We start from the raw sequence: 13,722 nt of genomic DNA on the forward strand, positions 1-13,722 counted from the left end.
TAAAATGTGATGATAAACTTGATATGTAAGCAATAGAACTATAATATTACCTTAATTTTACTCATGAGTTAACCATATCCTTGCTAACATTGTTCAGTTTAATGAAAGGAGCATTATCATGGAAAAGAAAGTATACTTTAAACTTCACAAAGTAAAAAAGCAATGGGTAACCATTGCAGTAACCGGTCTAGCTCTAGGGCTTAGTTTTGCAAGCTTGGGCTATGTAAACGCAGCTGAACAGACTCCCCCCATCTCAGAACTAACTGTTGAAAGCAACATCCAAGAAAGCGCAATTGATGTCATAAGCTCGTCAACTAATGAAGTCATTACTAAACCAGAAGAAAACAAATCTTTCGACGCCCCCAATACAAGAGAAAACATCACTGAAACTACTTCTACTGAATCTGATCTAAGTACCACTGAAGCAACTGTTACAGAAACAAGTACTTCTGAAATTAACTCTCAACAAGCTCTTCGTTCGGAAGTCTCTACTGTTACTGGCAGTGAAGTAGTAAGCTCTGGAACACCAGATTCTGAAACAAATACTGCTCATAAAGTAGAAGAAAGTCCCGTGATATCTGGAGGTCATTACACTAGTGATAGTCAGGGCAATTGGTACTACATTAAGGACGAGAAAGCACTTACTGGTATGCAAAATATTGATAATGTTACGGTCTACTTTGATGCCGATGGTAAGCAAGTCAAAGGAGACACCCGTCAAGTTAACGGAGCAACATATCACTTTGAGAAAGATAGCGGACAACTTACTCGCAATGCTTTTGCATCTGATAAGAATGGAAATTGGTACTACTTAGGCCAAGATGGGAAAGCACTTATAGGTAAACAAGTTATTGACAATATACCACTCTACTTTTACCCTAATGGTGTCCAAGCTAAAGATGCCTTTGTCGTCCTAGATGGAAATTCCTATTATTTTCAAAAAGATAGTGGCCAAATGGTTCGTGACCGTTTTTGGTCAGATGACGATGGAAACTGGTACTATAGCGATAAAGAAGGAAAACTTGTCACAGGCGAACAGTCTATAGATGGCTTCGATATGTATTTCTACCCAGACGGTGTTCAGGCTAAGGGTGAAATCGTTACAATAGGTATCGAACCCTATTACTTCGATAAGGATAGTGGTCATAAGGTCATAAATACCGACATTACTATCAATGGAAAAACTTACCACGCAGAAGCTAATGGACTTTTGATTGAAACTGAACAGAAACTTCCTCAACGTCCACTTGTTTCTGGTGGCCATTTCCAAGAAGATTCCTCAGGCAACTGGTACTATTACACCGCAACAGGAGAGAAACTAAAAGGATGGCAAAATGTAGATGGAGTAACTCTTTACTTTGACAAAGAAGGTCGTCAAGCGAAAAATGGGGAAAGAATCATTGACGGCTCCCATTACTATTTTAGTCACTATTCAGGTGCTGTAAAAACCAACTATTGGCATACTTGGTCTATTGAAATCAGAAGACAGGAACCATTTGCTAAAACGTATAACGAATATTATGGTTCTGATGGTCGACGTTACTATGGATGGCATCGAGTTGGCGATCAACTTTATTATTTTGATTATAATGGTCGAGTTGAAAATGATCTTACTATCTTCAAAGGACAAAACTACCTCTTTGATAATCATGGAAAATTGGTAAAAGATGCCTTTTATATTCAGTCATTACGTGTCTTTGCTGGAACTTTAAATACTAGTTATCGCTCCAATAAATTTGGTCAAGTACTAACCGGAGAACATCATATTAATGGTGATGACTACTATTTTTCAAATTCTGGTTCAGCAGTCACTGCTATTGTCACAAAAGGTGGCAAGGATTATTATTATTTTGAAGGTAAACTTCTGAAAAACTATCTCGGACCTTTACTCGTACGTCAGTATATGGATGATTATACTTACTACCATGGCATCGTAGGTACAGATAAGGATGGGAGGGTACTTACTGGTGTTAGCACTGCAAATAATGGTAAACTCTATTATTTTGAAAATAAAGGAGATATTTACCATGAAAGATATATCCCCCAAATGGTTACAGTTACAACACCTACATGGAAAACGATTGATGGTAAGCTATACCACTTAGAACCTAGCATAAACAGAACTTACAAATCTGGAAGAAGCCGAACCTATACCGTCAGAGAAGAAGTAGACATTATTAACCACGGAGTACGAACAAAGACCGATAAGATTAAACGTATTATTGATGATGATTTTGGTAATCTATACTATCTTGATGAAAACAATGATTTTTACATCGGACATCTACTTCCAGAAAACACAGATTTAACCAAGATTGAAGAAACTGTAATTCAAAGTGACAATAAATTCTATGCTTTCAATAGAACAAGTTCGCTTTCCGAAACTTCCCCCCTTACAGTTTCCAAGACCTTAGTTTACAATAAAAAAGCCTACCTCATTGATGATAAAGGAGTAGCGACCGAAACTAAACTAACAAATCGTTTCGAACACGATGATGCATGGAATTGGTACTACTTTGATAACGAGGGAAAAGCTGTCACCGGACTCCATTCAATAGATAATGTCACTCTATACTTTGATAAAGAGGGCAAACAAGCTAAGGGACGACTTGTCGAAATTGACGGTCAAACACATTATTTCGATAGAGACAGCGGAGCTATGTGGACTAACCGAACACTTGAACTTAATGGTATTCGTTATGTCATTGACCAAAATGGTTATGTAACGATGAACAAACCTGGACAATTTATTCAAGATAAAGATGGTGATTGGGCTTATATTAAAGAAAATGGACAGTTAGCCACTGGACTTCAAATTATTAATCATCAAAAATACTACTTTGATCCAACTGGAAAACAAGCCAAAGGAAAACGACTTCTGCTTGATGGAAAGTACTATTTCTTCGATAACGATACTGGTGCTATGTTCGTAAATAAATTCCATGAAACAGGCGATTACTTTTCTAAAAAATATACTTATTTTGGCGAGGATGGAAGCCAGATATTTGGTTGGGCAACTATTGAAGGTAAACGTGTTTATTTTAAAGAAGATGGCTACCAAGTTCGAAATGATAGACACAAGATAGGTGATTTCGATTATTTCTTCAAAAAAGACGGTAGTATGCTTTCTGATGATATTGACGGCGACTACAAATACTATTATGCTGATAAGGACGGTCATCTACAGTTCGGATGGGTTACTCATAATAATGAAACCTACTATATCAGCCCACCATGGGGAGCTGAAAACCGAACATATCTACAAAATATCAATGAAAAGACCTATCTTTTGGGCCCTAAAGGACGACTTCTACGGAATACAGCTACAGACATCTCTTGGGATAATTTCTGTGTTTCTGATGAAAATGGAGTTGTAAAAACAGGTGTCATTCGGTTAGAAGATAATAGGCTTTATTATTTCAACCCTGAAATTTATATGACTACTCCTTTTAGTGGCGAATGGGCAGAGTTTGATGGTAAACTTTATCATTTTGAAATGCCGATATCAGTTAGTCCATACTCAAAAGGTTCTCCAATTACCACTAACACTACGCTTGAAAAAGATGGAAAAACCTATATTATTGACGAAAATGGCGTAGCTACAGAGAAAAAGGATTAATATCAAACTAACAACTGTAAGCATTTAAAAATACCTCATTTTTGCCAAAATGTATTCAAAAACACCAGAAATCATTTTTTCTGGTGTTTTCTTTTTGTCTAAAACCTAGTAAGGCTACCGGCAAAATCTCTATCATCAATCTACTTCAAGTCAAAATATTTCTTGACATCTTTAGCATAGCCATACTGTTGATTTAAACGCTCGATTAAGTCTTTGTTATGCCCTGGATAATTGTCATTCCTCACCATCACCCTCATACAAACATGCCACCAAGCGTTCAAAGGGCTCTATATACTCCCAATACTCAAAAGGGAGATTGGAAATCTTACTCAAATCATTATCATCAAAATGATACACGAGATGGCGTAGTATTTGATTTTCAATATAATGGATATCTCTCAACTGCTCGAGACTGATTGTATCCAATTCTATGATGTAGTGACACAAATCATCAAGTGCCTTTACATCAAATTTTTTCTCCTCGTGTAGGAAGTAGAGAAAACTCTGATTCTCACCTCTTTTATTATCTTCTATCAGATTCCTTTTATGCATCATTCTTGAATCCCTTCCTTAATAGTAACATTATAACATTAGAAAATGATTCTCCAAAGTGACAACATAAAAAGAGAATCTGGGATGTTTCCATTCCAAATTCTCTTCTTGATTTACAAAATAGCAACACATCTTACCACAAACTAATACGTTTGCTTGGTGCTAAATACATGGCATCACCTTCTTTGATTTGAGGGTAGGCCTCATAAAACTCAGGAAGGTTTTTAAGTTGTTGGTTAACACGCAACTCATTTGGTGCGTGGACGTCTTGTACCATGGTATATTTATTGTACTGTAGGCTAGCCTTTTGTTTCCAAATATTTGCGTAGTTCTCAAAGTAATCCTTGAGGTTAGGTTTTGTCATATCTGTTTTGAGCACTTGGAGTGTGGATGAAAGACCGCCAGCATCTGCGACATTCTCAGTGACTGTGAGTTTTCCATTTACCTTAGTCCCGTAAATTTCCAAACCATTCCACTGGTCTTCAAAGGCTTTGATCCTCTTGTCGAAAGCTTTACTATCTGCGTTTGTCCACCAGTTATGCATGTCGCCGTTCTCATCATAGTCGGCACCATTGGAGTCAAAGGCATGGGTAATTTCATGTCCAATCACGACACCGATACCACCATAGTTCTTTTCAGTACTTTGGTTCTTGTCATAAAATGGAGCTTGCAAAATGCCAGCTGGGAAGTTGATGCTATTGCTTTCTGGGTTGTAATAGGCATTGATATCAAAAGCAGAACCAGACCATTTATTCTTATCAATAGGCTCATCAAAATGGTCAATGGTATAACGTTTTCCGAACTGGGCAATGTCTTCTGACAACTCAAAGAAGGACTTGTTAGGGTCAAGATGTAATTCTTTGGTTCCAGGATCCACATCTTCCTGATAACCTACAAAAACCTTCATTTTATCCAACTTTTCGATGGCCTTGTTACGTGTTTCTTCCGTCAACCAATCATTCTGTTGGAGACGGCCACGATAGACATTTTTGATTTTATCAATCATGCCTGTCACATCAGTCTTGGCTTCCTCACCAAAGTATTTACGTCCATAATAGACACTCATGACATCGCTAAACAGATTGACACTCATCTCGTAAACCGTATCTTCCTTAGAAATTGGCTTCTGTGTGCCCATAATAGCCATGCTAATCGATTGAAAATTTAAGCGGTAATCTTCTGTTAGAGAATTTGACGCTGCCATAGCTTCTTGTACCAACATCCATGATTTTATTTTAGAAAAATTGTCCTGATTAACGACCTTACTATAATTCTCAAAATACTTGGTATTAGGAACATTGATGGTTTCTAAATCACGTCCCATAATGCCTTTGATGACATCATATAATTTGAAGGAACCAGAATAGGCATTAATCTCTTCTGCTGTTTTAGGATGAACCAAATTCTTACTCTCAGACATCTCTTCATTACTGAGACTATACTTAGCAATGATTTCGTCGAACTCCAGTGCTTCTTTGACAATCCGTTTACTATTTTTTTCGCTATATCCAAGCATTTCCAAGGCTTTTTGCGTGGCTGTTTCAATTGGAGTCAAATATTGTTTCTTGCTGGCCTCGTCTTTATAAATAGACACATCTGGCAATAAGATACTTGGGGGACTCAATTGGATTTGTTTTTGGCTGGTATTCTCTGCGTTAGTTCCTACGTCATAACCAAATGGAAGAGGAATCCCTTTATCAGTCAAGCTAGCAGATTTACTGGCCAAATCATTCAGATCCTTGATATCCTCAATTTCTTTTAGATAAGGTTTGAGAGGTTCAAGGCCATCTTTCTCACGTTGTTTGTAATCACTAGCAGCCTTGTAGAAGGTGATAAACTCAGACATTCCTGTAATATCCGACGTTTCCTTGCCCTCCCCTAAATTTTTGATATCCTTCTTTAGCTTTCCTTTGATATCTTCATCTAAAGTATAAAAATTATCAATGCTTGGAGAATCAGCAGGAATTTTGGTTTTTAGAAGCCAGTCCTTGTTAACAGCTTGGTAAAAATTTGAGGCTACCGTAGCATTCTTGTCAATCGGCGTTTCTTGTGGAACAAAGGTTTTATAAGCCCAAAAACCACCTCCTGCAAGAGCCAAGGCCAAAGCTCCCGTTATGGAACCAAGAATAATTTTCTTACGCTTTTTCATAAATACTCCTTAGAAAATTAGATTAATATACTTGTATTATATCATTAGAACACTGATTTTAGCAAGATGTTTTTGGGAGACAAAAAGAAGTAATCAGACGATTACTTCTCTTTATTTTCTTAAATAGCGAAAATTGGGTATTATGACACTTAAGATAAGCACAATAAAAGATCAACTAAATCCAACTTAGCAGGTTGAATTCAGTTGATCTTTTTGGTCATTTTACTAATCATCACAAGCAGATAAATCATTTAAAAGACAAACTGCCGAGTGATGTTAATCCTATTGCTAGATTAATGTTACGCTCTGATTTTTCTTGGAATTCTGTAAGAGTCTTACTCAAGTCACTCACTCCAGAACTCAGTGATTTGCCTTTAGAAAGATTGCTAACTGCTAGAACTTGAATAGCTCTGCATAATTCTGCAAGAAGTTCATCATTATCCTTCTTTCCAACTTCTATTTCATTTTTAAACGTTACGAGCAATTCTCTCTCATTTTCAGTTGTTTCTGGATTTACAATCAGATTATAGATATTGTTTAAGATATCCGTAATTTGCGTGTTATTGCTTTTTGTCATCTAGATTACCTCCTATAACCTGTAGCAAGATTAGGTCGAGCAAGTGAATTAAATTGGTTAATTGTTTGTGTTGTCATGAGCAACGACCTCTTTTAATAGTTCGCTGTGACATCATTATACACATCTAGCATATCAAATTCAAGAACAAAAATATCCTTCTGCCACAAATAATCCAAATTTAGCACCAACAGACAAAAAGAAGTAAGCAAACGATTACTTTCTTAAACTGCGAAAATTGGGTAACAAGACACTCCAGATGAGAACAACAAAAACACCTAAAATAATAATTGTAATATAGGAGTTAAAGTATAGGCTGATTAGTAGGACAAGACTCATCGCAACCATTAGGTAACCTAACTTTCTCTCTACTGACTTACTGCTCTCACTATGATTTTTTGTAGCCAGTCCAATACTTTTAGGAAGATAATTTCCGATTACTAGAAAAATGAGTGCTACTAACCAAATGACAGTCAATCGAACTTGAACATGACCTCCTAAGGCAACAGTCAATATAAGACCTTGGATAAGCACAGCAGAAATTGGGACCAACCATAGCATAAACTCTTTTAAGAATGGAATGGTTATTTGTTTAAAATATGAAAATAAGAGATTATAAATGACAAGAGCTAGAAAAGGAAGTGCAACAATTGCTAAATTGCGATCCATAAAACCATTGGCTTGCTCTTCCACATTAAAGTGGATTGCAATCTGATTTGGTAGTTGTTTGTAAAAGGCTAAGCCGACAATTACTGGTGTGAGTATCACAATATTACCAATGACTCTTTGCATATTATTTTTCATCTTCTTTTCCTCCAAGTGATTGAATCCAGGTTAAAATTTCTTCAAAAACGGTCAAGTTCAAACTATAGTAGATAAAATTCTTCTGCTTTTCTTCTTCAATAAGTCCCGCTTTTTTCAAGGTAGACAAATGATGAGAAACTGTTGCGGGAGCCAAGTCAAACTGTTGGCTGACCTCTCCAGCTGACTTCGGTCCCGACTTTAGATAGTCTAAAATTTCTCTCCTCACAGGGGCAGAGATGGCTTTTAAGGTTTCAGATAAGCCCATAAGTTTCCTCCTTTTTCCAAATTTGGCGTGTCACAAGTCCAACACCTAACACATAAATAGCTAAAATAAGTTCGATTAGTAAGATATTGCTGACTAGCCCTAGTTGATAAGCACCTGCCAAAAAATCGATGGTAGCATGAAGTAATATCGCCCCAAAATAGAATGAAAGCTTATGCTTAGTGACTGCTAGAAAATCCCAAGCTGTAAGCAAGACTTGTAGTACCAAAGCAACTAGTCTTTCAAAGAGAGACATAACAACTGCAAATCCAGTTAGTTGGTTGACCTGACTCACAAGAAGTGGCGGCAATTGACTGGTCTGACCTGAATGGATGGCCTGTAAAACAATGATGTAAGTGAGTAACCCCATCACTCCAAGCAAAATAAATTCACTAAGTCCATGTCCAAAACCGTAAGCAACAATATCAGATGTCATCAAACTTCTTTTCTTAGCAAGGACCTTAAACACCACATAACGTGTTGTTTCTTCGACAAGGCCAGCCATAAGTCCTCCATAAATAATGGTGAACCATTTAGAAGAGTGGACAAAGCCAGAAAAAACCACAGCATTGATAGGTCCTTCAATCATCATGACAGGTAAGGCAAAACCAATCAGACCTACTAAAAAGAGCTTGATTGAAAATTGCCATTTTTTCTTCAGAATGATAAAACTTATGATGGCGATAACTAACATGGCAAGAATTGTCATAAAAAGGAATGTTTCCATTTGATTTATCCTTTCCTTGATACGGAGCATCAGTACGACTTAAGTCAGAATACCTATTTCTATACTTTTCGAAATAGATTCTACGCTTTTCCTAAAGCACTGTCAAGGCTATTTCGAAGAAAATCGAAATAGGAGTACAAAAAAAGACCGTTTTCACGATCTTTCTTCTTGAGAATTTTCCCTCATTCTCGGCTGTGTGTTCTCTAGTCAATTACATGGGCTACTACTGCTTATCTTCCTGGGACATATTCGCCAGTGTTGGCATCGTAGTAACGACGTTGGCCATTGACTGTGACGTAGGCACCTTTAACTTGGCGACCTGATTGGTCAAAGTAAAGGTGTTGGCCATTGATGACTTGTTCCCCTGTCACGGCATAGCCATCTGCTCCGAAATAAGCCCAGACGTTAGGCTCGATTTGAGCGAAGCGGTTGGTTACAGGTTGACCATCGTTTTCGTCATAGTACTTGTAACGACTACCGACCTTAACTGCTTTGCCCTTGTATTGGATACCATTTTGGTCAAAGTAGTATTCCTTGCCATTGATAGTCCACTTGCCTTTAAGGGCTTGGCCATCAGTATTGAAGTAAGACCATTGGTTTGGTGCAATCTCAGCAAAGCTGCTTGTTACAAGAGCTCCACTGTGGGCATCATAGTAATAAGTCTTACCATCTTCAACAATGGTTTTACCCTTGACTTGGATACCATTTTTGTCAAAGTATTTGAGGTAGCCACCGTCTGCACGAACTTGACCGATAGCCAATGAACCGTCATGTTTGAAGTACATCCACTGGTCATCACCTACTTGGAGGTAGCGTCCGCTAGCGAGAATACCTGAGCCTGGCTCATAGTAATACTTAATGCCGTTTTCCTCGATAATTTCACCCTTAGCTTGGCTCCCATCTTCCTTGAAGTAATAGAGGTGACCATCAATGTATTGACGTCCTGTGACACGGTTACCTTCTTTATCAAAGTAGTTCCATGCCTTAGTTGCTGGGTTGTAGACAAAGATGCTGCGTCCAATTTCGCCTGCTGGTGTGATATAACGCGCCTTACCATTTTCAAAGATAATAGAATCAGCTCGGTTGCTGTAGGCCGTACCGACACTACCATCTTGGTTAAAGTAATAAGTCTTACCGTCAATGACGCGTGAGCCTGTCACAGTGTTACCATCAGCGTCAAAGTAATAACGTTTACCTGTGCTGCTATCAGTCGCAAAGACATTGCGTCCCATATCACCGGTTCCAGCAACATAGTAATGCAATTTACCATCATCGGTACGGACAATGCGATCCTTAGCCTGAAGACCAGTTTCACGGTCAAAGTAGAAATGGTGACCACTCCAATGAAGGTTACCCACTACCATTGTTCCTTGAGTCGTAAAGGCACGAACCTGCTTATGTTTGTCATCAAAATCAACGAAGGCATTCTTAACCATTGCGCCGTCTAGACCGTAATAGTAGGTATAGCCGTTGCTAGCACGACGAAGGGCGTTACGCAATTGGATACCATTGTCAAAGAAATAGTAATCCTTGTTATTGATGTTTTGGGCACCCTTGGTCATCTTACCGTCACCACCGAAGTAATACCAGTTACCGTTTCCGTCTTGAACAAATTCATTCTTAACAGCTCGGTTATCACGTAGGAAATAAACATCTTGTCCACGACGTTGGAAGACTTGAGTGCTTGTGATGGCACCTGTATCGCGAAGTGGTGTTGGCAAGAGTTGGCTGTTGGCTGAAGTATTAAAGTACTGGTTAGTCTTGTCATCACGAAGGACATAGTTGATACCTCGTCCAAGGATATTAGTTCCGTTGAAGTACTTAGCAGACCATTTAGTAATCTTTTCATTCGTAGGCAACTGTTTTCCATTTGAGATTTGCACACGGTTGAAAATAGATGGGTACTTAGCTTTAAGCTCATCAAGGAAGGCACCACCGTATTTACCTTGATAGTCTGTACCATCTGTACGAGTATTAGCCACATAGGCTTGGTCCACAATTTGATAACCTTGTTGGTGATAACCGTAGCCGTTAACACGTGTGGCATTAACTACTTCTTTTCCTGGAAGGTTATAAATTTGGTCTGGCACCCAGTCAGCAATGGCTTGAATACCATCTTTGTGGAGGGCACGAAGAACATTAAGGAGGTCCTCAAGTGAGCCATACTTGTTATTTTGACTCAAGGCCATGTCATAACGGTCATCAAAGGCATAACCATTGTCAATTGTTGAATCAAGGAAGCTACCATCCTTACTTGAAACGTACTGTGGTGGAAGTCCAACAGACGTAACACCCCAAGCTTTGAGCAAGTCAGTGTGCTTAGCCAAGACACGGTTCATGTAGAGTTCTGGCTGATCGTCCGCAAAAGCTTGGAAGTTTGAGAAGGCTTCATACATGACTTGCGAATCAAGGGCTGCTGAAGACTTGTAAACTTGGCCATCACTATTCGCACGGTTACTTGGCTGTGTACGTGCGTCTTGGTTTTCCTTAGCTCCGACTGGTACCCAGACACCGAGGTAACCTGAGACTTGGACATTTTCTACACCAAAAACATCGTTGGCATTGAAGGTCAAGTTCCCATTCCAGTCAGTGCGTTTAAGAAGGTTTTTAGGCACATCAGAATCGTTGAGGTAGGTTGCTATACCATCTTTTGTTGTCAAAAGCAATGGGCGATAAAGCTGATTACGGTGTGCTCTACCCATGTTCATCGTTACAGTTTCATTGCTACCCAAGCGGAAATCATAGTTGTTGGTCATGATGACACCCATACCTTGCGTACGAGTTTCTGAAGTTCCCAAATCTGTTCTGTTATTGGCACCTTTACCATAACGAACTGATGTCAAGAGGCCGTCATTTCCGACTTTCTTCACTTCCATGTCTTGACCACCAGCTACATACTTGATACGGGCACGCAAGAGGGTGTCGATAGCATCAAAGTAAGGCGTCTTTTTCGCCATGTAGTGACCATCCTCACGGTAGAGGTCACCGTAATAAACACGTGTTACAGAGTCCTTGTTGGTCAACATGAGGGTATAGACAGATGGCAAGTTGTATGACGCATAAGTCTTGTGAGCCTTATCAATATCCGCATTGTAAATCTCGAAGGCCTTCTTTATTTCATCACGGGTGAAATTGTAACCAAACAGATTTGGGTTGATACGATCACGGATGATACGTTGGATAATGGTTTGCGCTTCCGTATCGTGGGCACGGGTGAAAATATAGTTGGCCATACGTTCACCGTTCTTATCGTTAGCACCTCGTGGATTCAAACTACTATTCATAAAAGCAGTCATGTCCCCAAGCTGCATACGTGTATTTTTATCACGCATCAAAAGGTTGGTAAGAGCATTACGAAGGGCATTATCAATCGGCAGTTGTGCCCCCTTATTGTCCTTGTTGTAATATGGGTCGTTGGCAGACCACGCTTCCAAGTATGACAAGTGTTTGATCGCATTAGCTTCGGACTTGTCAACACCATAGGCTGCTTTGAAGTAATCTGAAGCGATTTGGAGAAGGTCAGCATCCACATTGTCCAAGGCATCGACACGCAAACCGTCAAAGTTAGCAGTTGGGTCATTGGCCATGATACTTCCGATATTCATCATAAAGTGGAGCCAGTTAAGTTGCTCCGCCTGAACAGCTGGGTTTGAGTTATCAATATCGTTGGCAAGCAAGAACTCAAGACCACCGATAGAATTGTCCTTGAAGTACTTACGTGTACCCGTCTGATTAGTCGGTGTGCGGTTAAGCAAACGATAGTCAGAGTTGGCGTAGCTAGTACGGTTACCAGTATCACCCTTACTGTTGTTAAAGAGCAACTGTCCACCTTGCAAGTGGTCGTATGAACTATTTTCAGTGCTACTATTCCAACCAGGCTGAGTCTTGATAAACTGATCAATACTTGTACGCAACCAGTTGGTATTGCCTTCACGCGCAATACGTTCTTCAATCTTAGTCTGAACCGTTTTAGCAGCTAGATTTAGACTTTCCTGGCTAGAGTTGGTTGAAAATGATCCTGCACCAAGACCTTGATTTTGCATGTAGTTTAGGTAGTTAACCTGAGTCGATTTGTCAGGCCACCAAACCATCAAGAGTGGACGTTTGTCCGCTTCAGTTGAAGCTGTCCAAGTCTTACCATCCTTGAGAATACTCTTTGGACGGTACCAAGCATCTGCTGTGATGAAGGTGTCCAGTTGGTCCAAAGATTTGTTATCGTTTTTGTAGAGCTGATTTCCAGATGAAAAATCTACGGTCGCCTTGATAGGTTTAGTTGAAAATTCATCCTGTGACTTGGTCGCAAGAGCCCCTGTTTCAGCATCAAAATAATATGACTTACCATCTTGCTCAAAGACGAAGTTCTTACGCACACTACCGTCACTATTGACATAGTATTGTTTGCCGTTAATCCATTGGATACCAGTCGCTGTGTTTGTGTTGGCTTCACGAGTTTCTGCCAAGGCACGACGGCTACGTGTACGAGCTTCTGTATTTGCCGTATCAGTTGTTGCTGCACGGTCTGTAGTAGCTGTTGCACGATCCGTTCCAGTTACTGCAGCGTTAGTATTTGTATTTGTATCAGTTGTTGTGGCACTCGTATCAGCTGCAGCTGCTTGCACATTTGTACTTGGTGATGCTTGACCTGAGTTAGTTTCCACTGTCGCTGCGTTTGCAGCAGGTGCCGCTGCCCTATCTGTAACATCGGTTGTCGTGCTAGTCGCATCTGCGACAGGAATAGCCACGCTCGCAGTATTAGCATCTGCTGAGATAGTTGGTGCTACTGTAGTTGCTGCATCATTAGTTGTAGCTGGCGTTTCTTGAAGCAGATTCTGACTGCTATCACCCGACTGATTCGCAGGATTTTGCTCATCGGCCTGAACCTGTTGATCCGCCAACAAAGTTCCACCAGCAACAGTAACCATTGAGAGTGCTGTCACCCCAATAGTCACCCAATTCTTCTTCACTTTATGCATTTTAAAGCGTACTTTTTGTTCCATAATATTTACCTTTTTCCCTTATATTACTTCTATCATAA

At 39.6% G+C, this 13,722-nt stretch carries 8 protein-coding genes; 1 reads left to right on the plus strand and 7 read right to left on the minus strand.

From position 1 onward, the window contains the following. Nucleotides 1-118: 118 nt before the first annotated feature. Nucleotides 119-3,619, plus strand: a complete 3,501-nt coding sequence (locus PCY16_RS09085; RefSeq protein ID WP_183135766.1) for a KxYKxGKxW signal peptide domain-containing protein — start codon at nt 119-121, stop codon at nt 3,617-3,619. A 234-nt stretch (nt 3,620-3,853) separates the two neighbouring features. Here the strand turns inward: PCY16_RS09085 and PCY16_RS09090 are convergent, their stop codons facing one another. From PCY16_RS09090 to PCY16_RS09120, 7 genes are all read right to left on the minus strand, one after another. Beyond that, a complete protein-coding gene (locus PCY16_RS09090) occupies nt 3,854-4,174 on the minus strand; it encodes a hypothetical protein (protein WP_080551209.1) in 321 nt (106 codons plus the stop codon). 130 nt (nt 4,175-4,304) lie between these two features. After that, nucleotides 4,305-6,320: a M13 family metallopeptidase gene (locus PCY16_RS09095; protein ID WP_183135767.1), complete on the minus strand. Its 2,016-nt coding sequence runs from the start codon at nt 6,318-6,320 to the stop codon at nt 4,305-4,307. 247 nt (nt 6,321-6,567) lie between these two features. Further along, nucleotides 6,568-6,897, minus strand: a complete 330-nt coding sequence (locus tag PCY16_RS09100; RefSeq protein WP_183135768.1) for a bacteriocin immunity protein — start codon at nt 6,895-6,897, stop codon at nt 6,568-6,570. A gap of 213 nt (nt 6,898-7,110) precedes the next feature. Continuing rightward, complete coding sequence (locus tag PCY16_RS09105) at nt 7,111-7,698, minus strand: DUF1648 domain-containing protein (protein ID WP_183135769.1); 588 nt, start codon at nt 7,696-7,698, stop codon at nt 7,111-7,113. Beyond that, the gene (locus PCY16_RS09110; RefSeq protein WP_183135770.1) at nt 7,688-7,963 is read right to left on the minus strand and encodes an autorepressor SdpR family transcription factor; all 276 of its coding nucleotides are present in this window, start codon (nt 7,961-7,963) and stop codon (nt 7,688-7,690) included. Before PCY16_RS09110 ends, PCY16_RS09105 begins: the two co-directional genes overlap by 11 nt. Beyond that, nucleotides 7,950-8,687: a YhfC family glutamic-type intramembrane protease gene (locus tag PCY16_RS09115; protein WP_195413952.1), complete on the minus strand. Its 738-nt coding sequence runs from the start codon at nt 8,685-8,687 to the stop codon at nt 7,950-7,952. Before PCY16_RS09115 ends, PCY16_RS09110 begins: the two co-directional genes overlap by 14 nt. A gap of 230 nt (nt 8,688-8,917) precedes the next feature. Next, nucleotides 8,918-13,684 (minus strand): glycoside hydrolase family 70 protein, encoded by a 4,767-nt coding sequence (locus tag PCY16_RS09120; protein WP_195413953.1) that lies wholly within the window; start codon nt 13,682-13,684, stop codon nt 8,918-8,920. Nucleotides 13,685-13,722: the final 38 nt, after the last annotated feature.

It is taken from the genome of Streptococcus sp. SS4 (genome assembly GCF_030440125.1).
Lineage (GTDB): Bacteria > Bacillota > Bacilli > Lactobacillales > Streptococcaceae > Streptococcus.